The sequence below is a fragment of the Streptosporangium sp. DT93 genome (assembly GCF_049844535.1).
Lineage (GTDB): Bacteria > Actinomycetota > Actinomycetes > Streptosporangiales > Streptosporangiaceae > Streptosporangium.
Window position 1 is genome coordinate 22,118 of record NZ_JBNCLF010000030.1, and the last position, 19,404, is coordinate 41,521.

General features: G+C 71.7%; 21 protein-coding genes. 9 read left to right on the forward strand and 12 right to left on the reverse strand.

The annotated features are described in order from the left end of the window. Window positions 1-18: 18 nt before the first annotated feature. From ACLQ2R_RS37270 to ACLQ2R_RS37280, 3 genes are read right to left on the reverse strand one after another with little or no spacing between them, the layout of a single operon-like run. Window positions 19-714: a phosphatase PAP2 family protein gene (locus tag ACLQ2R_RS37270; RefSeq protein ID WP_425966132.1), complete on the reverse strand. Its 696-nt coding sequence runs from the start codon at window positions 712-714 to the stop codon at window positions 19-21. 10 nt (window positions 715-724) lie between these two features. Beyond that, window positions 725-1,504: a phosphatase PAP2 family protein gene (locus tag ACLQ2R_RS37275; protein ID WP_425966133.1), complete on the reverse strand. Its 780-nt coding sequence runs from the start codon at window positions 1,502-1,504 to the stop codon at window positions 725-727. Between the two features lie 17 nt (window positions 1,505-1,521). Next, entirely contained in the window at window positions 1,522-1,941 is a 420-nt protein-coding gene (locus ACLQ2R_RS37280) for a hypothetical protein (protein WP_425966134.1), read from the reverse strand. Window positions 1,942-2,337: 396 nt separating this feature from the next. Between ACLQ2R_RS37280 and ACLQ2R_RS37285 the strand changes: the two genes are divergently transcribed. After that, window positions 2,338-2,985 carry an SRPBCC family protein gene (locus ACLQ2R_RS37285; RefSeq protein WP_425966135.1) on the forward strand — a complete coding sequence of 216 codons (648 nt, stop codon included), beginning with the start codon at window positions 2,338-2,340 and terminating at the stop codon, window positions 2,983-2,985. A gap of 60 nt (window positions 2,986-3,045) precedes the next feature. Here the strand turns inward: ACLQ2R_RS37285 and ACLQ2R_RS37290 are convergent, their stop codons facing one another. Both ACLQ2R_RS37290 and ACLQ2R_RS37295 read right to left on the reverse strand, forming a co-directional pair. Beyond that, entirely contained in the window at window positions 3,046-5,742 is a 2,697-nt protein-coding gene (locus ACLQ2R_RS37290; protein ID WP_425966136.1) for an AAA family ATPase, read from the reverse strand. A gap of 506 nt (window positions 5,743-6,248) precedes the next feature. Continuing rightward, window positions 6,249-6,716: a VOC family protein gene (locus tag ACLQ2R_RS37295; RefSeq protein WP_425966137.1), complete on the reverse strand. Its 468-nt coding sequence runs from the start codon at window positions 6,714-6,716 to the stop codon at window positions 6,249-6,251. Between the two features lie 102 nt (window positions 6,717-6,818). Here ACLQ2R_RS37295 and ACLQ2R_RS37300 point away from each other — a divergent pair, with 102 nt between their 5' ends. Continuing rightward, a complete protein-coding gene (locus ACLQ2R_RS37300; RefSeq protein ID WP_425966138.1) occupies window positions 6,819-7,619 on the forward strand; it encodes a helix-turn-helix transcriptional regulator in 801 nt (266 codons plus the stop codon). A gap of 190 nt (window positions 7,620-7,809) precedes the next feature. Here the strand turns inward: ACLQ2R_RS37300 and ACLQ2R_RS37305 are convergent, their stop codons facing one another. Further along, the gene (locus ACLQ2R_RS37305) at window positions 7,810-8,058 is read right to left on the reverse strand and encodes a hypothetical protein (RefSeq protein ID WP_425966139.1); all 249 of its coding nucleotides are present in this window, start codon (window positions 8,056-8,058) and stop codon (window positions 7,810-7,812) included. A gap of 188 nt (window positions 8,059-8,246) precedes the next feature. Here ACLQ2R_RS37305 and ACLQ2R_RS37310 point away from each other — a divergent pair, with 188 nt between their 5' ends. From ACLQ2R_RS37310 to ACLQ2R_RS37325, 4 genes are all read left to right on the forward strand, one after another. Further along, on the forward strand, window positions 8,247-8,870 hold the full coding sequence (locus ACLQ2R_RS37310; protein ID WP_425966140.1) for a GAF and ANTAR domain-containing protein: 624 nt from the start codon (window positions 8,247-8,249) through the stop codon (window positions 8,868-8,870). Then, a complete protein-coding gene (locus ACLQ2R_RS37315; RefSeq protein WP_425966141.1) occupies window positions 8,867-9,211 on the forward strand; it encodes an STAS domain-containing protein in 345 nt (114 codons plus the stop codon). The genes ACLQ2R_RS37310 and ACLQ2R_RS37315 overlap by 4 nt, the downstream gene beginning before the upstream one ends. Before the next feature lie 11 nt (window positions 9,212-9,222). Beyond that, window positions 9,223-10,320, forward strand: a complete 1,098-nt coding sequence (locus ACLQ2R_RS37320; protein ID WP_425966142.1) for a quinone-dependent dihydroorotate dehydrogenase — start codon at window positions 9,223-9,225, stop codon at window positions 10,318-10,320. Between the two features lie 224 nt (window positions 10,321-10,544). Next, the gene (locus ACLQ2R_RS37325; RefSeq protein ID WP_425966143.1) at window positions 10,545-10,748 is read left to right on the forward strand and encodes a heavy-metal-associated domain-containing protein; all 204 of its coding nucleotides are present in this window, start codon (window positions 10,545-10,547) and stop codon (window positions 10,746-10,748) included. Window positions 10,749-10,793: 45 nt separating this feature from the next. On the opposite strand, the gene ACLQ2R_RS37330 is transcribed toward ACLQ2R_RS37325, so the two are convergent. The 4 genes from ACLQ2R_RS37330 to ACLQ2R_RS37345 all read right to left on the reverse strand — a co-directional run bounded on the left by ACLQ2R_RS37330 (window position 10,794) and on the right by ACLQ2R_RS37345 (window position 15,185). Next, on the reverse strand, window positions 10,794-12,608 hold the full coding sequence (locus ACLQ2R_RS37330) for a beta-N-acetylhexosaminidase (RefSeq protein ID WP_425966144.1): 1,815 nt from the start codon (window positions 12,606-12,608) through the stop codon (window positions 10,794-10,796). A gap of 43 nt (window positions 12,609-12,651) precedes the next feature. Next, window positions 12,652-13,611 (reverse strand): N-acetylmuramoyl-L-alanine amidase, encoded by a 960-nt coding sequence (locus ACLQ2R_RS37335; RefSeq protein ID WP_425966145.1) that lies wholly within the window; start codon window positions 13,609-13,611, stop codon window positions 12,652-12,654. Window positions 13,612-13,723: 112 nt separating this feature from the next. Next, complete coding sequence (locus ACLQ2R_RS37340) at window positions 13,724-13,972, reverse strand: hypothetical protein (protein WP_425966146.1); 249 nt, start codon at window positions 13,970-13,972, stop codon at window positions 13,724-13,726. 124 nt (window positions 13,973-14,096) lie between these two features. Beyond that, window positions 14,097-15,185 carry a LacI family DNA-binding transcriptional regulator gene (locus ACLQ2R_RS37345; RefSeq protein ID WP_425966147.1) on the reverse strand — a complete coding sequence of 363 codons (1,089 nt, stop codon included), beginning with the start codon at window positions 15,183-15,185 and terminating at the stop codon, window positions 14,097-14,099. 135 nt (window positions 15,186-15,320) lie between these two features. Between ACLQ2R_RS37345 and ACLQ2R_RS37350 the strand changes: the two genes are divergently transcribed. After that, on the forward strand, window positions 15,321-16,019 hold the full coding sequence (locus tag ACLQ2R_RS37350; RefSeq protein WP_425966148.1) for a TetR/AcrR family transcriptional regulator: 699 nt from the start codon (window positions 15,321-15,323) through the stop codon (window positions 16,017-16,019). Window positions 16,020-16,183: 164 nt separating this feature from the next. Here the strand turns inward: ACLQ2R_RS37350 and bldC are convergent, their stop codons facing one another. Both bldC and ACLQ2R_RS37360 read right to left on the reverse strand, forming a co-directional pair. Then, entirely contained in the window at window positions 16,184-16,387 is a 204-nt protein-coding gene (gene bldC, locus ACLQ2R_RS37355; protein WP_013133571.1) for a developmental transcriptional regulator BldC, read from the reverse strand. 318 nt (window positions 16,388-16,705) lie between these two features. Next, window positions 16,706-17,563, reverse strand: a complete 858-nt coding sequence (locus tag ACLQ2R_RS37360) for a hypothetical protein (protein WP_425966149.1) — start codon at window positions 17,561-17,563, stop codon at window positions 16,706-16,708. Window positions 17,564-17,797: 234 nt separating this feature from the next. Here ACLQ2R_RS37360 and ACLQ2R_RS37365 point away from each other — a divergent pair, with 234 nt between their 5' ends. Both ACLQ2R_RS37365 and ACLQ2R_RS37370 read left to right on the forward strand, forming a co-directional pair. Next, window positions 17,798-18,901 (forward strand): Glu/Leu/Phe/Val family dehydrogenase, encoded by a 1,104-nt coding sequence (locus tag ACLQ2R_RS37365; RefSeq protein WP_425966150.1) that lies wholly within the window; start codon window positions 17,798-17,800, stop codon window positions 18,899-18,901. 148 nt (window positions 18,902-19,049) lie between these two features. Then, window positions 19,050-19,283 carry a DUF3073 domain-containing protein gene (locus tag ACLQ2R_RS37370; protein WP_362807011.1) on the forward strand — a complete coding sequence of 78 codons (234 nt, stop codon included), beginning with the start codon at window positions 19,050-19,052 and terminating at the stop codon, window positions 19,281-19,283. Window positions 19,284-19,404 lie beyond the last annotated feature (121 nt).

Consider the following 19,404-nt stretch of genomic DNA (forward strand, 5'->3'; position numbering starts at 1 on the left):
CGAACCCCCCGTCCCGCGTCAGGTTCGCAGCACGCTCGTCCTCCGGTCGGAGGCCGTCGAACGCAGGAGCAGCGCGTTGGCGGCCACCGCGATGCAGACCAGCCCCAGCAGGTACCCCCAGCTCACGTCGCTGAGGTGGTGCATTCCCCGGTACATGCGCGAGAAGGCGATGCTCAGCGGGATGCCCAGGCCGATCAGCGCCCACAGCACGTTCAGAATCTTGAACCGGTGGGTGTGCAGGATCAGCACCAGGGCGATGCCGGCGTAGAAGGCGACCGCGGCGCTGGTGTGCCCGGAGGGGAAGCTGGAGGTGGGCGGCGCCGGGTCCAGGTGCTCGACGGCGGGACGCTTGCGCTGGGCGAAGACGGTCGCCAGCAGGAAGATCGCCGACTGGGAGAAGACCGCCAGCGCGAGGAAGATCGACTCGTTCCAGCGCTTGAAGACCAGCCGGAAGACGACGACCAGGATCGCCGTGCCGGTGATGATGACCGGCGTGTCGGAGAGGCCCGACAACGTGTCGGTGATCGAACTCCAGTACGCGGTCCGGTCACCGGCCAGCTGCTCGTTGACCCCCGCGTCGTTGGCGATGAGGGTCGTCGTCTGCAGGACCTTGGTGATGAGGAGGCCGACGGCGATCGTCAGGACCGCCATGGCGACCAGCGGCATCAGGATGAGGCGCAGCACGCCTTTGAAGTCCACCGACATTTTCGACATGGCGCGCCAGCTACCCCGAACCGCCCTCTCGGAACGCCTCCGGCTGGACACCTTCCACGTGGGGATCGACCGGCCTGTGTCCCTCGCCCCGGCGCCAGGCCTCGAACCCCGCCGCCGACCCCACCACGACCGCCACGCCCAGGGCCACGCCCGCGATGACGTCGCTGGTCCAGTGGACGCCGAGCGCCACCCGGCTGTAGGCGACGAACACCATGACGGCCGCCGCCGCGGCCCACAGCAGGATCCGGGCGGTCAGCGTGCGCAGGAAGGGCAGCGCGACGAGCACCAGGATGCAGGCGCCCAGCGCCGCGCCCATCGCGTGACCGGAGGGGAAGGAGGCGCCGGGGGCCCAGGCCACGGGGTGGGGCAGGTCGGGCCGGGCGCGGTCGACGACCCCCTTGATCGCCAGGTTCAGCAGGCCGCCGAAGGTGATCGTGGCGACCGCCCAGGCGGCCAGCCGCGGCGCCCCCCGGTACCAGAGCCAGGCGGCGGTCAGCAGCACCAGCACGCGCCAGGGCCAGGGCCCGAAGACCTCGGTCCCCACCCGCAGGAAGGCCGTGTACCCCGGGTTGTCCAGGGCGTGGGCGTGCAGCGACAGCGCGACGCCCTCGTCGAGATCCTTCAGGGGTGTGGACGAGGTCTGCACGAGCACGAGAAGGACGACGAACGGCGCCGTGAAGATCGCCACCGCGGCCAGCGCCAGCGTCAGCCGCACACCCAGCCGCAGGTCAGCCGAGTGATCTTCGGTGTCTCCGGACGGCGAACGTCCCCCCTTGGTGAATCCGACCATCGTCAATGGCTACCCGCTCATCGGTGAATATTCTCCATACGGCAGGTGAAGGGACGTTCCGGGCGGCGTGCCGCGCGCCGGGGCGTCCGGCTCAGCGCCTCGCGGTGCCGCCACTCGGCCTCGGTGAGCGCCGGGCGGCCCGCGTGGGCGTCGAGCACGGCCCGCAGCCACGGGGACTGCGCCGCGACATCGTCCCAGACCCGGCAGGGGTCGCCCTGGCCGAGCTCGGCGAGCGCGTCCAGGTGGGCGGCGCAGGCCGTCCACCACTGGCGGCTCAGCTCGTCCAGGAGGCCGTCCAGCCCGCCGAACTCCCGCCGGATCTCCTCCTCCCACCGGGCGGGGACGGTGACCTCACCGGTCTCGGCGAGGTCGCGCAGCACGATGCGCGCCAGGTCGCGCCGCCGCCGGGCCAGTGCCGGACGTGACAGGATGCTCATGCGCCCCACCCTGCCGACCATGGTTTGCCGAACGCTCAACGATGTGTTGACGGGCCGCCCGGGGGTGGGCGGCGGTCGAGGGGCAGGGCGAGGCTTTCGTGCCCGGTTGAGATCGGCGAGTGCGGCGGCGGGGTCCGGCTCCTTGCGGGGTCCGGTGCCGGTACGGAGCGCCGCGGCCGGACTCTCGGGCAGCGGTGCTGTATCTCACGTGCCCGGGCGACGTGTCGCAAAATAGGTAATTTTCACCGATGTGCAGAGATTGGTCATCTTGGCACGATCGCATCTGCCGGGTGTGGACGTCACGGCTCGCTCATGCCCGGGGTTCCCGATCGCCACCGACCGAAGAGAGAACATCACGATGGAGAACGTCATGGACGCCGAGACGGCGACCGCCTCATGAAGAACCGTGTGGGCGCCGTCACGGTGATGGCCGTCGTTGCCGGTCTGATGGGCGTTACGGGCGCACCGGCCCGGGCCGAGGCCACGCGCGCCGGCGGCTCCGACCGCACGGCGCTGCGATGCGCGGGAAAGACCGTCGACACCTCGGCGAAGATCCGCTACCGGACGGAGACGGTGATCGCCGCTCCGCTGCGTACCGTATGGAGGATTCAGACCGACGTGGAACGCTGGCCGTCGTGGCAGAAGCCGGTCCTGTCCAGCAAGCGGCTCGATCGTGGCCCGTTGCGTCCCGGTTCGTCGTTTCGATGGACGACGCCGGTACCCGAGACCGAACTGAACCCCGCCACGACCCTCGTGGTCACCTCCACCGTCCGGCAGCTGCGGCACCAGAAGTGCCTTCGGTGGGAGGGGCCGGCGATCGGTGCCGGGCTGAGAATCGACAGGGGGGTCCACGTGTGGACCTTCACCGAGGTGGGCGGCCGGGTCGTCGTGCGCACCGAGGAGACGTGGCGCGGTGACCAGGTGGAGCAGGACGTCGGGTTCTCCACCGAGGCCCTGGGCGGGGGTCTCGAGACATGGCTGAAGGAGCTGAAGACCGTGGCCGAACGGGAGGGCAAGCGCGCCCGTCATCCGGCGTCGAGGTAACCCGGCGGCCCCGCCGGTCTCCTCCGGCGGGGCCTTCGCGGCCCCATCGGGGCGGCACCGTCATCGGAAGAGTTCACGCAACTGGCGGCGTGAGGTGATGCCCAGCTTGCGGTAGAGGTTGCGCAGATGGGCGTCGATCGTTCGCGGGCTGACGAACAGCAGGGCCGCGACCTCCTTGGTGCCCGCGCCGGAGGCGACCTTGCGGGCGACGAGGAGTTCCCGGGCGGTCAGCCCGGCCGGCGAGTCCGAGTCGCCGGCCAGGGCCTGCTCGCCGACGGCATCCAGTTCGCGGGCGGCGCGGGCGGCGAATCCACGCGCGCCGATGGTGGACAGCAGCTCGTGTGCGGCACGGAGTTCCACCCGCGCTTCGCCACGGCGGCCGGCCCGTCGCAGCCACTCCCCGTGGAGCAGGCGGGCACGCGCGTAGTGCACCCGCATTCCGCTTCCGGCCAACCGGCCGATCGCTTCACGGTAGAGGTCCTGCGCGCCCAGCCCCGGGTCGAGCAGCGCACGGGCCAGCAGGTGCGCACCTGTCGTCCAGGCGTTCGGATTGACCCGTGCGAGACTCTCGATCCATTCGGCGGAGTCCTCGGCCTCTTCGAGACGTCCGGTGGCCGCGGCGGCTTCGACGAGTTCGCCGTGGAAAGCGGTGACGACGTACGAACCGCGCCGGTGCTGGTCCCGCGCGGCCAGCAACGCCTCGAGCGCGGCGTCGTGGTCGCCGTTCCCGTTGTGCAGCACACCGCTCGCGTAACGCAGCGGGGTGAACTCCACTCCGGCCCGGCGGCGCAGCGTCTCCCGTATCTCGCGGAACCGTTCGGCGTCGCCGCTCAACGCGGCGAGCATCAGGTCGGAGCCGACGAGGTTGGACGTCCCCGCGGCCTCGTCGACCGCACGCGCCTCGGCGACGCAGACGCGCGCGTCGGCGAAGCGGCCCACGATCGTCCGGGCGACCGCCTGGAAGCGCAGGGCGTGCGGCAGGATCGCGTAGGCGCCCTGCGTCCGGGCCAGTTCGACCTGACGATCGGCGATCTGCTCCATGGCGGCGCGGTCACAGAGGTCGATGCTCAACACGCAGGCGCGTTCCATCCACCACGGATCCGCGTCGGGCATGCGGGCATGATTCCGAAAGGCGTCGACGGCGCGGCGCATCGCGGGCACCGCCTCGTCCACCGCGCGGAGGTTCTGGTCGACCAACGCCTCCAGCAGCAGGTCGACCGGGCGCGGCGGCCTGCGCCGGGGTACCCGTTCGCGGATGTGCAGGGCGAGCCGCCGCAGTCTGCCGGGCTCGTCGACGCTGAACATCAGCGACGCGAACGCCTCCAGGTAGGTCTCGCCGGCTTCGTCGGGCCCCATGCCGTCGGCCGCGTCGATGAGCGCGATCGTCGCCGGGATACTTCGTTCGACGTGATAGTCGATCATGGCGCGCAGCAGACGTGCCGCGGAACGGCCGGCCGGATCCAGCAGATGACGCTCGGCCTGATCCGCCAGTTCCCGCGCGCCGGAGGGCGCTCCCGATTTCAACCGCGCCTGGGCCGCGGACAACAACCGGTGTGCCTGCCGCGAACCGCTCGGCGTCAGCCGCGCGGCGCGCTCGAAGAACGCGGCCGCGGCCGCGAACCCGCCGCGTCGCTGCGCCCGGTCCGCCGAACACTCCAGTTCCGTCGCGGTGCTCTCGTCAGGGCCGGCGATGGCGTTCGCCCGGTGCCATGCGCGGCGGTCGGGATCGATGTCGGCGTCGGTGCCGGCGGCCAGCGCCGCGTGCGCGTGCCGTCGCGCCTCGGCACCGGCCGATCGGTATACCGCCGAACGCGCCAGCGGATGCCGGAAGTGCACCCGTGGACCTGTCAGCAACAGGCCGCTGTCCTCGGCCGCGGCCAGATCCGCGCCGATCAGCCCTTGGAATGTCATGGCACGCCGCAGCAGGGCGAGGTCGCCCGTCGGCTCCGCCGCGGCCAGCGCCAGTACCGAGCGCGTCGATGCGGGAAGCCGGAGGAATCGACGCGCGAACCGCTGTTCCACAGTACGGTGCCTCGCCTCCCCCGGTAGGCCGAGAGGCCCGGCGTCACGGGCGAACTCGACCAGTGCGAGGGGGTTGCCGGCCGCCTCGGCGAGGATCCGTTGCACGATCCAGGCGTCATGGCCGAACGGTGCCAGGTACCGCAGCAGTGTGAGGGCTTCGGAGTCGGTGAGCCCGGCGAGAGTACGTGCGGGCACGCGGGCAAGCTCGGGGACAGAAGCGACGTCACGGGCGGCGAACACCATGGCGATCCGCTCCGACGCGATGCGCGCCGCGACGAAGGCCAGCACCTTCCTCGATCCGGCGTCGATCCACTGCACGTCGTCGATCACGCAGAACACCGGCCGGTCCTGGCCCGCGGCGCTCAGGAGGCCCAGGACGGCCAGGCCGACCAGCATCGGGCCCGGCGTGACCCCGACATGGAGGCCGAAGACCACCTCGAGCGCGCGCCACTGCGGTGCGGGCAGGCCGGCGCGGTGTTCGAGGATCGGCATGCACAGTTGGTGCAGGGCCGAATAGGGCAGTTCGCTCTCGAACTCGATTCCACCGGCGCGCAGCACCCGCCAGTCGTCGAGTGGCACAGCGGCCTCGCCGAGGAGCGTCGACTTGCCGATCCCCGCCTCGCCGAGGACGAGCATCGCGCCGCCACGGCCTTCCGCCGCGGACACCGTCACCGCCGCGATCTCGCTCAGCTCCGTCTTCCGGGCGACGAAACACCCCGGCCTGATATCGGCCATCAGCTTCCGCGCGTGTCCGGAGGAACGGACGCCGGGGGCGGGGCGGTGCTCGCACGGACCACGAGAGTGGTTTCGAGCTCGTGCCGATCTTGTGCCGGTTCGCGGCCGCCGAGCACCTTGGACACCGTCGGGGGACGACACGCCGGAGAACCCGGCGATCGTCGTGATCGGTACGTCACCATGGCACACCTTCCCATGTGGCGGTGTTCGGACTGGTTCGGCCACGAACGGAGTTCACGCTCAGCCCGCGACCGGTGATGCGATCGGCTCATTGGTGATCATGAGAACTCCTGTTGTGGGAGGGGCTTGCTCACTGCCGGTTCCCCGCCCCCCGGGGAACGCGCCGACCAGACCATGATCGTCGACCTCCGCAATCGCCGGCTCCCGTACCGGCGTCGCACCCCCGACGCCGGCGCGACCGGCCTCCTACCGGCCGGACCTCCTGACGCCGAGGCGTTGGCCGATAGTCGGCTCTGCCGTCGATCGGGCCGGAAGAGCCGACGTTTCTAGCCGGGCAGCTCGAACAGTTCCAGCTGGATGCCGTCGGGGTCCCGGAGGTACAGAATCTTCGTTCCGGCCAGCGCCCCCGCCTCGACGCCGTCGCCGTCCCGCAGCACGACCGGATCGGCGTTGACATGTACGCCTCGCTCCACCAGGTCACGGTGCGCCGCGTCGATGTCGTCGACCTCGAAACACAGGTGCATGACCCCGACGTCACAGTTGCGCCCGGTGAAGGGCTTCGGCCGCGGGTTGTCGTACTGGATGAGCTCCAGAAGGACGTTGTCGCCGGCCAGTGCGAACGATGCCCGCATCGACGGGTTATCCAGCTCGACGACCGCACCGATCGCCGGGTTCTTGGCCGAGATCGTCACGCCGTTCGGCGCGATGCCGAGAACATCCTCGTACCATTTCACCGACCGCGCAAGATCGCTGACCGGCACCCCGATGTGGTTCATTCTGGTCACTCTGCTCATGATCCCCATCATGAGAGGCAGGACCGCGCGGTGGAAGGCACAGATCTGCCGCGTACGACCTGTACCACCCAAGGTGGCTGACCGATAGAGGATCCTGTGGTAGTGAATGACTTCGGTGCCGCGCTGCGGGCCTGGCGGGACCGTGTGGACCCGGGCGCCGTCGGTTTGACGACCGCATCCCACCGCCGCGTCACGGGGCTGCGACGCGGCGAGCTGGCGACACTGGCCGGCATCTCCCCCGAATACGTGGCCCGCCTCGAACAGGGCCGGGCCGCGACGCCCTCGGCACAGGTCTGCGCCTCCCTGGCTCGCGCGTTACGACTCTCCGACGACGAGGAGGCGCACCTGATGCGCCTTGCCGGCTTCGCCCCCGCCCCGGACCGGATTCCCTGCCTGATCCCCGGCAGCCTGCACCGCGTCATCGACGAACTCGGCGACATCCCGGTGGCCGTCTACGACGCCGCCTGGCGGCTGCTGCACTGGAACCGGCTGTTCGCGGCCGTCTTCGGCGATCCCGCCGACGCGACCGCCGACGATCGCAACGCCCTGATCATCCAGTTCGAATCCCGAAACCCCCGGGTCCGCCAGACCGACACCGAGCGCGCGTACTTCGAGCGGTCACTGGTCGCCGACCTGCGCAGCACCAGCGCCCGCTATCCGAACGACCCCGACGTGGCGGCGCTGGTCTCCCGCCTGGCCGGGAACGATCGGTTCCGTCACCTGTGGGCGCTGCGCGCGGTGGCCGTCCACGAGAGCGCCCACAAGACGGCCGTACATCCGGTAGCGGGCGCCATTCCCCTGGACGCCAACGTCTTGTCCACGCAGAACACCGACCTCCGTGTCGTGGTCCTGACGCCTCGGCCCGGCACCGGCGCTCGTGAGAAGCTGGATCGCCTGGGCTGACGAGGCCAGGCCGCGGACGGAGCCACTTCCGCGCTCCACGGCCGGTACAGGCCCTGCGGCCGGTGACGGTTACCCCTGGGGGCCTCACGCCGACGGGCCGTCCCCCGGCGGGCCGGGGCCGTCGCGCCGGGGCGGGGCGGGGAACCGCTTGGCCGGAATCGCCGGGCAGCACTAGGCTCTGACCCTTAGATCATTCCGCCCTGTGTCCGCGGAGCTCCCTCAGCATGCAGGAAGCCCGCCCATGACCCAGGTCCCCGGCCGTTCCGAGGCCGTCGAACGTCCTCCCAGCACCCTCGCGGGCGCCCGCGCCGTCGATGCCGGCGCCGCCGCCCGCGTCGGCGTCGGCGACGTCGGCCGTGCCGGTGGTGCCGGTGGTGTCGTCGGTGTCGTCGGTGTCGTCGGTGTCGCCGCGGGCCCCGGCCGGTGAGCGCCGGCGCATCCGTGGCGGCGCCCCTCCGGGTCGCTGCCCATGAAAGTCCCCTTCATGGGAAGTCCTAGTGTGCATGTCAAGTAGCAGGCCCGACGCTGAAAGGCGCCCCGCAGATGACTCATATTGATCCGGAAGCGCTGGTCGCGAGTCTGAGGAGCCTTCAGACGACCTCGCCCACCACGGGCATAGTCCACCAGTTGGAGCGGGCCGTGGACGTGGTGAACTCGCTGTTCGGATACGCGGGTGCGGGGTTGATGTTCGCCGAGGAGGGCAAGGCCCTGCGCTACCTGGTGGCCACCGACGAGCGGGGACGCAGTCTTGAGGGCGCGCAACTGCATCTGGGGCAGGGGCCGTGCGTGTCGGCGTACCTGGAGAACTGCGCGGTGACCTCCACCGACGTGCACGCCGACCCGCGCTGGCCCAAGCTCGCCGACCGGCTGCACCCCGAGGTGCGGGCGGTGGCCGGGGTGCCGGTGCGGCTGGGCGGTGAGCCGGTGGGCACGCTCAACGTCTACCAGGCCACGTCCTACGAATGGGACGACTCCGACGTCCAGGCCCTCTACGGCTACGCCGACGTGATCGAGCAGCTCCTCACCGCCGCGATGGCCGCGGTGGAGAAGAGCGCCCTCGCCGACCAGCTCCAGTACGCCCTCGACTACCGCGTGATCATCGAGCGGGCGATCGGCTACCTGATGGGCAAGCACGACCTGACCGCGACCCAGGCGTTCACCGGGCTGCGCAAGCAGGCCCGTGACAGCCGGCGCCGCGTCGCCGACCTCGCGGCCGAGGTGCTCGGAGAGGGAGCGGGCGACCTGCGGTGATCCTGCTCACGTCGCCCGACGTCCCCGGAGGCAGGGCGGAGATCACGGTCTACGGGGATCTCGACCGGGCGGCGGGCGCGGAACTGCGGCGGATGCTCACCGGGATCGCGGCGACGACGGTCGAGCTCGACCTGGCCCGGGTGGTCTTCCTGGACTGCGCGGGCGCCAGGGCCCTGCTCGGCGCCGACGAGCACCTGCGCGGCCAGGGCAGGGAGTTGATCGTCCTGCGACCCTCGGACGCGGTGCTGAGGCTGCTCGAGCTGCTCGGTTTCGCGTCCCACCTGGTGATCGGGAACGCCGGCGGGGTGGCCGACGCGAACCGCACCGCGCCGGGGCACTAACCTGATCGGTGATGTATCGATTCGTCTTCTCGCAGGTCCTCAGCCGCCTCGACCCCGAGGACATCCACCGTCTGACGGTCCGCGCGCTCCGGCTCCTCTCCGTGACGCCCGTGGTCAGGCGGCTGGTCCACCGCCGCCTCGCGCCGCGCGATCCCGCGCTGCGCGTGCGGGCCTTCGGCGTGCACTTCCCCGGGCCGTTCGGCCTGGCGGCGGGCTTCGACAAGGACGCCGGCTGTGTCGAGGCCATGTCCGCGCTCGGGTTCGGCCACGTCGAGGTGGGCACGATCACCGCCCACGCCCAGCCCGGGAACGCCAGGCCCCGGCTGTTCCGCCTCGCCGGGAACCGGGCGATCATCAACCGGATGGGCTTCAACAACGCCGGCGCGGCCGCCGCGGCCCGGACGCTGCGCAGGTCCCGGGGCGTCCCGGCGATCGTCGGCGTCAACATCGGCAAGACCAAGGTCGTGCCCGAGTCGGGGGCCGTCGAGGACTACGTGGCCGGTGCCACGCTGCTCGCCCCGCCGGCCGACTACCTGGTCGTCAACGTCAGCTCGCCCAACACGCCAGGACTGCGCGACCTGCAGGCCGTGGAGTTGCTGGGGCCGCTGCTGCGGGCCGTGAAGAAGGTGGCCGACGCCACGCCCAAGCGCACCCCGCTGCTGGTCAAGATCGCCCCGGACCTGGCGGACGCCGACGTGGACGCGGTCGCCGACCTGGCGCTGGAGATCGGGCTCGACGGCATCATCGCCACCAACACCACGATCGACCGGGGGGCCCTGACCGTCGCGGAACGGGCCGCGGGCCGCGACGCCGCCCGGGAGAGCGGCGGCCTGTCCGGCCGCCCGCTCAAGGCGCGCTCCCTGGAGGTGCTGCGCAGGCTGCGCGCCAGGGTCGGCGACCGCCTGGTGCTCGTCTCCGTCGGCGGGGTCGAGGACGCCGACGACGTCTGGGAGCGCCTGCTCGCCGGGGCCACCCTGGTCCAGGGCTACAGCGCGCTGGTCTACGAGGGGCCGCTCTGGGCGTACCGCGTCCACCGCGACCTCTCCCGCCGCCTCCGCCGGCAGGGTGTGAAGGACCTGCGCGAGATCATCGGCCGCACCGCGGCCTGACGCCTTCCGGCGGGCCCCGGTCGCGTGCCTGCCTCCGGGATCTCTCCGGGTCCCGTCCGGCGGACCGGTGACCGGGAACGGTCCACCGCCCCGCCCGGGGACACGCCCGTCCCCGGAGCCCGCCGCCGGGTGTCCGTCCCCCGGCGCCCGGACCGCCGCCCCGAAACGCGGCAGACGGCCGGGCATATACCCTGGGCGGGTAATCTCATGATGTGGGAGGAACGATGAGCGTGACCACGTACACCGTCACCGGCATGACCTGCGGCCACTGCGTGAGCTCGGTCAAGGAGGAGGTCGGCGAGGTCCCCGGCGTCACCGGCGTGGAGGTCGACCTGGAGACCGGCCGGGTCGAGGTCTCCGGTGACTCCCCGGAGGAGGGGGCCGTCCGCGCCGCCATCGAGGAGGCCGGCTACCAGGTCGCCGTCTGATCCGTTCCCTCCCGGGGCGAGCCCGCGAGAGGCGCGGCGGGGTCCTCAGATGCTGGGACGGGTGGAGTCGGCCTCGTGGGTCATCTCCTCCAGGTGCCTCATCGCCTCGTCCACCCGGACGACCCCCGGGCGGTGGCGGCGGCGCCCGGCCCCGCCGGCCTGCCACGGACGCGGCCCGTCCTGCGGCCGGTACTCCACGCCGAGCGCGTCGAGACGGCCCAGGTGGGCGCGGAGCCGGGAGTCGAAGTCGCCGGCGGCCCGTCCCGACCAGGCCACCTCCGCCAGCGCGCAGCCCCGGGGCCAGGCCCGGTAGTCCAGCGCGCGCGCGTCGGGCAGCCGCTCGCTCCAGAGCTGGAACTGCGCCCCGAGCACGCGTTCGCGCTCGGCCGGGGTCCACTCCTCGGGGGCGGGCCGGTAGGCCGCGACGTCCGCCACGGTGATCGCGTCGCCGATGGCGATCGGTTCACGCTCGGAGGAGTCCTCGGCGTAGTCGAAGTAGAGCGGGAAGACCGGGGTCTGCACCACGTCGTGCCCGGCCGCGGCGGCGCGCCTGGCCACTCCCGGCCCGCGCCAGGGCATCACGATCGTGTCGGGCCTGAGCATGCCGCTGACGAACGCCTCGTCCCAGACCACCGCCCGGCTGCCGCGCTCGGCCAGCACGTCCGCCAGCCGCCGCAGGAACCAGGCGTGCAGCTCGGCGAGGCTCCCCAGCCCGAGTTCCGCCTGGAACGCGACGATCTCCGGGGAGGCGGCCCAGTCGTCGAGCACGCACTCGTCCCCGCCCAGGTGGACGTAGGGGGTCTCGCCCAGCGCCTCCAGGATCTCGTCGAACACCTCGGTCAGGAAGCCGACGGTCTCCGGCAGGGGGGACAGGATCGCGGGGGAGATGCCCCAGCGCTCCAGCACCCGGTGGGGCTCGGGGCGGCGCCCGCCGGTGGCGCGGGCGTCGAGCTCGGGACAGGCGGCCAGGATCGCCGAGGCGTGTCCCGGCACGTCGATCTCGGGGACCACCGTCACGGCCCGGGCCCGCGCGTAGGCGCCGATCTCGGCGAGGTCGTCCAGCGTGTAGTACCCGCCGTGCGGGACGTCGTCGAAGGCGGGCTCCTCGCGGTAGTGGCTCACGATCGTGCGGGGGCGGTGCGAGCCCACCTCGTGCAGCCGCGGGTGCGCCCGGCTCTCCACCCGCCAGCCCTGGTCGTCGGCGAGGTGCAGGTGGAGGCGGTTCAGCTTGTGCGCCGCCATGAGGTCGATCATCCTGAACACCTCGCGCCTGGGCAGGAAGTGCCGTGCCACGTCCAGGTGAACCCCGCGCCAGGAGAACCGGGGCGCGTCCCGCACCCGGCCCATCGGCACGCTCCAGGCCGCGCCCCCGGACGCCCCCACCGCCGCCCCGGCCGCCGTTCCCGCCCCGGCCGTCGCGCGGAACGCCGCGTCGGGGAGGAGCTGCCGCAGCGTCTGGCCCGCGTAGAAGGCCCCCGCCCGGTCCCCGGCCACCACCCGCACGCCGCCGGCCGCCACCTCCACCGTGTACGCCTCCGGACCGAGCGCCGGGTCCGTCTCCACCGTGATCGTCCCCACCTCGCCGGGACCCACCTCGCGGGGACCTGCCTCGCGGGGACCTGCCTCGCGGGGACCTGCCTCGCGGGGACCTGCCTCGCGAGGATCCGCCTCGACGGAACGCGGGTCGCCGGAACGCGGGTCGCCGGGACGCGGGTCGCCGGGACGCGGGTCGAGCACCGCCAGCGCGAGCCGCAGCGCGCCGACCGGCTCGGCGGGCCCGGAGACCGTGAGCCCGAAGGGAAGGGCGAGACGGCCGTCGGCGGGCGTGAAGGCCGAGGGGAGCGGCAGGAGGTCGGTCATACCCCGATCATGCCAAGTCGCGCCGCCGCCGTGGACCGCCCCGCTACCTCAGGTACGCCTGCAGGCCGTTCGCCAGGGAGAGCGCGATCCTCTGCCGGAACGCCGCCCGCTGGAACTTGGCGGCCTCGGCGGGGTTCTTCATGTTGCCGCACTCGATGAAGATCTTGGGAACCGTGGAGAGGTTCAGGCCGCCCAGGTCATTGCGGTAGTCCAGCGCCTGACGGCCGATGTAGGTGGAGTACGACAGGCCGGTGCCGCTCCGGAAGGCGTCCCGCACGGTCAGGCCGAGCTTCTTGGAGGCCCCGACCACCGGGTCCACCGGGCCGCCGATCTTCTCCGGCATGATCACGTGGAAGCCGTGGTTGGCGGTGCCCGACCCGTCGGCGTGGACCGAGATCGCCGCGTCCGCCCTGGCCCGGTTGCCGATCGCGGCCCGCTGGGTGATGCACGGGCCGACCCCGGAGTTGCCGTCGCGGGTCAGCTTGACCGTCGCGCCGCGGCTCTTGAGGATCGCGGCCAGGCGCTGGGAGACGTCCCAGGTGAAGGCCGCCTCGCTGTAGCCGTTCGCGGTGGCGGTGCCCGTGGTGTCGCACGCCTTCCACTGGGTCAGCACGTTGACCTTCTTGTTGACCTCCGCGGGGTGGCGGTAGTTCTGCCCGTTGTGGCCGGGGTCGACGACCACGACCTTGCCGGTGAGCGGCCCGGCCCGGCCGGAGCCGCTCACCGGGCTCGCGGAGCTCGCGGGATCGCTCGCCGTGCCGGCCGCGCCCTCGCGTGACGGGGCGTCCGCGCCCCCGGTGGAGGACGCGCCGGTCACGGGCTCCCGGTCCGTCCCGGTGCCCGTGCCGGCCTCCCGCCCCGGGTTCGCGCCCGACTGCGTGCCGGCCGCAGGGACGGGACCGCGGTCGCGCGCGAGATCCGCGCCGGCGGTGCCGCCGCAGGCGGCCGCGCCCAGGCCGCACAGGACAAGGGTCGTCGCGAGTGCTCTGCCGGTCACGCTCATCGCCCCCAAGGTGTACGTCGTCGACCACCCAACTTACGTGGCTTGGCGGCGTGGCTCAGCCGTTGTCGCGATATGCACCCTTCCTCCCGTCACCGGGCGGACCCTCCGCCCGTCACCAGGCGTGCTCGCCGACCTCCTGCCTCTGCAGGAGCGAGGCCAGCTCCTTGGCGTCCTCGGCGTCCAGGCCGAGGACCACGCGGGGACGCCCCCATGGGTGGTCGATCGAATGGGCCACGTAGCTGGCCACGGACTCGACCCCCGCGTCCCCGCCCCGGCCCCGGGTGGCCCGCCAGTGGGCCCATGCCCGTTCGAGCTCGGCGGCCGCCCGCTGGGCGCATGACACCAGTTCCGGATCACGCATTGTGAACCCCCCTCGTCTCGGTCGGAGTCAACACCGGCGACGCGCCGCCGTCCGGGATGTTGACCGGGATTTGGGGAGGTCATGGAGCCTGCCTGGGCGTGCTGTAACGCTCCAGGCAGGCCGTTTACCCAGGGGTGGGGCTTGTGCTGCGCCGGACGACCAGCTCGGGGGCGACCTGCCGCAGGCGCGTGGCCTTGCCGGGGTCGCCGATCCGGTCGTGCAGCAGGGCGGCGGCGGAACGCCCCATGGCACGGCGCGGCTGGTCCACGGTGGTCAGCGAGACCGGCTGCGTCCCGGCACGGTGGATGTTGTCGTACCCGACCACCGACAGGTCCTCGGGGACCCGCAGGCCCAGTTCGGCCGCGGCGGACAGGACGCCCATGGCCACCAGGTCGTTGGCGGCGAAGATCGCCGTGGGCCGGGGATCGCGGGTGAGCAGGCTGTGCGCGGCGCGCGCGCCCCCCTCCTCGCTGGGCTCGCCCTCCTCGACCATGATGTACGGGGCCAGGGAGTGCCTGCGCATCGCGACCAGGTAGCCCTCGCAGCGGAAGCGCCCGCAGGAGATGCCGGTCGCCTCGATGTGGGCGATCCTGCGGTGGCCGAGCTCCACCAGGTGGTCGACGGCCAGGCGGGCACCGAGCTGGTCGTCGTCGACGACGATGTCCACGCCGCCGAGGTCGATGTCGCGTTCGCCCACCACGACCGTGGGCGTGTACCCGGTGGCCTCGACCAGCGTGCCGCTGGTGGGCGCGATGCCCAGCAGGACGAGCCCGTCGACGCGCAGTTCGAGGAAGGCCTCGACCGCCTCGTCCTCGAAGGCGGGATCCCACTGGCTGTTGCCGATGAGAAGCCTCAGCCCGTCGCCGTGCAGACTCTCCTGCAGGCCGTCCAGGAACTCGGCGTAGAACGGGTTGTGCAGGTCGGCGACGAGCGCCCCGACCAGGTGGGTACGGCCCTCGACCAGGCTGCGCGCGACCGCGTTGGGCCGGTAGCCGAGGTCTCTGGCCGCCTGGAGCACGGCCTGGCGGCGATGCTCGCTGACGTGCGGCGAGCCGCGCAGCACGAGCGACACCAGTGATTTGGAGACACCGGCTCGTTCTGCCACGTTGCGGATCGTGGGTCTAGGGCGTGGTCCCCCGTTCCCGTCGGACAAGACGGGCTCGGCGAACTCGCGGGCTCGGGTGACGGTGGTGTTGACCGGCGGTCCTGACATGGCTCTCCCCCGGGATGGTGGATGGGCACCTGTCACTCAAAACGATCGAGTTCCGAATGGGGTACGGCCTCCGGTGAAGGGAACTCCGATCTTGACCGAGCCGCCGCGCGTGTCGACTCCGCTAGTGTGCACGGTGTGGGTTCGACATCCGGAGCCGCCGAGCAGGCGAAACATGCGGCGGGCGACGCGCGTCCGGCGCGGCGCAGGCTCAGTGTGGACCGGCGTCGCGAGGAGCTCATGGCGGCGGCCCTGGAGCTGTTCAGCCGGCGTGACGCCGAGGATGTGTCGATCGACGACGTGGCCTCGGCGGCGGGCGCGTCCCGGGCCCTGGTCTACCACTACTTCGGCGGCAAGCAGGAGCTCTACGTCGCCGCGCTGAAGAGCGCCGCGGCCCGGCTGGAAGCGCTGTTGCGGCCGCAGCAGAACGGGCGCCCGCTGGAGAGACTGGCGGGGGGTCTCACCCGGTACTTCGACTTCGTCGAGGAGCACGCCGCGGGCTTCGCCGCTCTGCTCAAGGGCGGCCCCGCCAACCGCAGCGGCGAGATCGGCGAGATCGTCGACTCCGTCAGGCAGCGGCTGTTCCACCTGGTCATGAGGCAGATGCGGGTCGAGGAGCCGGGGCCGGTGCTGCGCATCACGCTGCGTTCCTGGATCGCCTCGGTCGAGACCGCCGGCCTGGACTGGCTGGAACACCGCGACATCGAGCGTCCGGCGCTGGAGCGCCTGCTGATCGACCACATGGTGGCCCTTCTGCGGGCGGCGGCCCGGCACGACGCGCAGGTCGCCGAGCTGCTGGCCGGTCTGGAGCCGGACCGCTCGGACCTGCCCGGCTGATCTCCGGCAGGCCGTGTCAAGGCGCGTCAGGGCACGTGCGCCACGGCAGGGTGTGCTGCCGGGGCGGCGCCGGGCGGGCGGCGCCGCTCCCCACGAGTCGTGTGGCCTACGCGCTCACGGGGTGAGCGCGCACCGATCCCCCTAGGTCGGTAACGGCCCCCGTCTTACTCTGAGCGCTGTTGCGGGATCCCCGCGAGCAGCGCGCGAACCTCGGTCTCCCGGTAACGGCGGTGCCCACCCAGGGTGCGGATGGACGTCAACTTGCCCGCCTTCGCCCACCGGGTCACGGTCTTGGGATCGACCCGGAACATGGTTGCGACCTCCGCCGGGGTGAGCAGCGGCTCTGCCTCGGGTGTACGAGCTGACATTTGTGCGGCCTCTCCTCCATGTGGACCGGCGACAGCGATCCTGCGACTTGACGCTTGTCACGGATGTCCGCCTATGGCCCATGCGTGCGGCTGTTTGGGCCATATGCGGCATCACCCGATGTGACCATACAGCCACGTAGAGCGATTGGCGAGCCTTTGAGCGACTCATCTCTCTTGTGCACGTGTTGTTGTCACGCTCGGTGATTCTAGCGACACGTTTCGTGGTATCGCAGTGAAAACGGCAAACTACTCAGTTCGTAGGTGCATCCCCGGTCATCGACGGATCTACTTACGCAGGTCGAAGGGGGGATTTGCGACTCAGTTTGCTGATTCGAGAAGTTGTATTGATCTCCAGCGGAGGATCACGCGCTGATACATGGCGAACGCCAGTTCTTCCTCGCCTTTTTCCAGACCCGTCAGCGCCGCCGCGAGCTCCGCCACCGACTCGTCGGCCTGGAGCGTCTCGTCGTCCATCAGGTTGACGATGCCCCCGTAGTCGAGCTCGACCAGCGAGTGGGGGTGGAACTCCTCCAGCCAGCGCGCCACGTCCTCCACCTCGCCGGTGACCGGGACCTCGCCCACCTGCCTCCTGATGATCTGCAGGGCGCGGGCGGTACGGCGCCGGGCGTGGGCCATGGACGTGACGTAGATCAGGTTGCGCGTCGTGGTCGTGCCCCCCTGGTCGGCGGGACCGTCGATGACCAGCCAGCGCTCGTTGCCGTCGAAGGGGACGAACCACGAGGTGGGAACGTGCCAGGTGGAGCCGCGGATGTGGGTGCGCAGCGCGGCCGAGTCGGTGCGCCGCTTGAACCGGTCGAAGTCGTCGGCCGTCTGGGCGGCCACCGCGGCCGGGACGAACCGCTCCATCAGCTTGGGCGGGGTCGCGCCTCGAAAGCGCGAGAAGGCCAGCCACGACCGCAGCCTGCTCTGCCAGGGGCAGACGTACAGGACGTCCTCCACGCGCCTCAGATAGGCGTTGGGGCTCTCCTGGGCCGGTGCGGGCGCCGGGGGGACCCCGAGGAGGCGGCGTACCGCCTCCCCGTGCTCGGCGTGCAGGGCGCCCGCCCGGCGTGGCCGGTCGGTCGCCTCGGCGTAGGCGGCCCAGGAGGAGCGATCCGCGGGGGCGAACGCGACGAGCGGCTCGTAGACACGGAGGTAAGCGGCGTAGGGCAGCACGACGGCATCGTGTCACGAAGCACGGGCCGTTGTCCGTACCGACGGCGTCCGGGCGGCCGTCCGGCCGTCTTCCGGGCGCCGTCCGGCCGTCGAACGGTCACGGTCCGGCCGTCGCCGTCCCGGCCGGTGAGACGGTGGCCGTGCGGGCATCGTCGCTCCGGGAACCGGTGGTTACGCTGAGAGTGATCTCCGCCGCGACGGTGCGGCGGGAACGAACGACTGGGAGTCACCACCGTGACCGACGTCTTCGGGCTGTCCCACAAGGACGCGAGCCCGGTAACCGGCCAGAGCAGGCACGAGCAGGTCGTCTTCTGCTCCGATGAGCGCAGCGGCCTGCGCGCGATCATCGCCATCCACAACACCGCCCTGGGCCCCGCCCTGGGCGGCACCAGGTTCTACCCGTACGAGAGCGAGCAGGCCGCGCTGGCGGACGTGCTCAACCTCTCGCGGGCGATGGCCTACAAGAACGCCATCGCCGGGCTCGACCTCGGCGGCGGCAAGGCCGTGATCATCGGAGATCCGGCCAAGGACAAGAACGAGGCCATGCTGCGCGCCTTCGGCCGCTTCGTCCAGTCCCTGGGGGGCCGCTACTTCACCGCGTGCGACGTCGGCACCTTCAGCGAGGACATGGACGTCATGGCCCGCGAGAGCTCCTACGTGACCGGCCGCACGCTGGCCCACGGCGGGGCCGGCGACTCGTCGATCCTGACCGCGTACGGCGTGTTCCAGGGCATGCGCGCCGCCGCCGAGCACTCCTGGGGCGTCCCGTCGCTGCGCGGCAGGCGGGTCGGCGTGGAGGGCGTGGGCAAGGTCGGCAACCGCCTGGTCGGCCACCTGGTCGAGGACGGGGCCGAGGTCGTGGTCTGCGACGTGAGCGAGCGGGCGGTGGAGCAGCTCGTCCGGCGCCACCCGCAGGTGCGGGTGGTCGCCGACCGGGCGGCGCTGACGGCCTCCGCCCTCGACGTCTACGCGCCGTGCGCCCTCGGCGGGGCGCTGGACGACGAGACCGTGGCCCACCTGAACGCCACGGTCGTCTGCGGCGGGGCCAACAACCAGCTCGCCCACCCCGGCGTGGAGAAGCAGCTCGCCGACCGGGGGATCCTCTACGCGCCCGACTACGTGGTCAACGCCGGAGGGGTGATCCAGGTCGCCGACGAGATCGAGGGGTTCAACATGGGCCGGGCGCGGGCAAAGGCCACCCAGATCTACGACACGACTCTCAAGATCTTCTCCAGTGCGGCGGAGGATGGCGTACCTCCGGCCGTCGCAGCCGATAGGCTAGCCGAGCGCAGAATGTCGGATGTCGGGCGAATCAGGGGCATTTGGCTAGGCCACTAGCCCCTCACGCCCATACGGCGTACCGAGCCGGGCGTAAAACGGGTACGGTTGTAGGCGAACGAGAGCTGACGCTCAAGTCAGGTGCGTCAGCGCGTGGTGCGTTAGCGACGAGGGGTCGGGAACGACCCCACACGAGGGGGTCGAGCCAATGGGGCGCGGCCGAGCAAAGGCCAAGCAGGTCAAGGTTGCTCGCCAGCTGAAGTACAACAGCGGTGGCACTGATCTTGAGCGTCTTCGCGACGAGCTCGGAGTCAGAGACGACTCCAACCACGACGACGACTCCAACGACGCCTACGACGAGCTGGCGGAGCGGTACGCCGACTACGCCGACGACTTCGGTGGCGGCGACGACCGCGACGACGGGCCCTCCGGCCGCCGGTAGGCGGCCTCCAGATCGACGAAGCGTGCGGGACACCCGGTGGTGAACGGCCACCGGGTGTTCTTCTCGTCAGGCGTCAGGCGTCAGGCGTCGTTCAGGTGTCGAGGCACGGGGCGCTCCGGGC

Coding starts and splice junctions, on each gene's coding strand:
- ACLQ2R_RS37270 (WP_425966132.1), bottom strand. CDS start 714: ATGTCGAAAATGTCGGTGGACTTCAAAGGCGTGCTGCGCCTCATCCTG.
- ACLQ2R_RS37275 (WP_425966133.1), bottom strand. CDS start 1,504: ATGGTCGGATTCACCAAGGGGGGACGTTCGCCGTCCGGAGACACCGAA.
- ACLQ2R_RS37280 (WP_425966134.1), bottom strand. CDS start 1,941: ATGAGCATCCTGTCACGTCCGGCACTGGCCCGGCGGCGGCGCGACCTG.
- ACLQ2R_RS37285 (WP_425966135.1), top strand. CDS start 2,338: ATGAAGAACCGTGTGGGCGCCGTCACGGTGATGGCCGTCGTTGCCGGT.
- ACLQ2R_RS37290 (WP_425966136.1), bottom strand. CDS start 5,742: ATGGCCGATATCAGGCCGGGGTGTTTCGTCGCCCGGAAGACGGAGCTG.
- ACLQ2R_RS37295 (WP_425966137.1), bottom strand. CDS start 6,716: ATGAGCAGAGTGACCAGAATGAACCACATCGGGGTGCCGGTCAGCGAT.
- ACLQ2R_RS37305 (WP_425966139.1), bottom strand. CDS start 8,058: ATGCGCCGGCGCTCACCGGCCGGGGCCCGCGGCGACACCGACGACACC.
- ACLQ2R_RS37320 (WP_425966142.1), top strand. CDS start 9,223: ATGTATCGATTCGTCTTCTCGCAGGTCCTCAGCCGCCTCGACCCCGAG.
- ACLQ2R_RS37325 (WP_425966143.1), top strand. CDS start 10,545: ATGAGCGTGACCACGTACACCGTCACCGGCATGACCTGCGGCCACTGC.
- ACLQ2R_RS37330 (WP_425966144.1), bottom strand. CDS start 12,608: ATGACCGACCTCCTGCCGCTCCCCTCGGCCTTCACGCCCGCCGACGGC.
- ACLQ2R_RS37335 (WP_425966145.1), bottom strand. CDS start 13,611: ATGAGCGTGACCGGCAGAGCACTCGCGACGACCCTTGTCCTGTGCGGC.
- ACLQ2R_RS37340 (WP_425966146.1), bottom strand. CDS start 13,972: ATGCGTGATCCGGAACTGGTGTCATGCGCCCAGCGGGCGGCCGCCGAG.
- ACLQ2R_RS37345 (WP_425966147.1), bottom strand. CDS start 15,185: ATGTCAGGACCGCCGGTCAACACCACCGTCACCCGAGCCCGCGAGTTC.
- bldC (WP_013133571.1), bottom strand. CDS start 16,387: ATGTCAGCTCGTACACCCGAGGCAGAGCCGCTGCTCACCCCGGCGGAG.
- ACLQ2R_RS37370 (WP_362807011.1), top strand. CDS start 19,050: ATGGGGCGCGGCCGAGCAAAGGCCAAGCAGGTCAAGGTTGCTCGCCAG.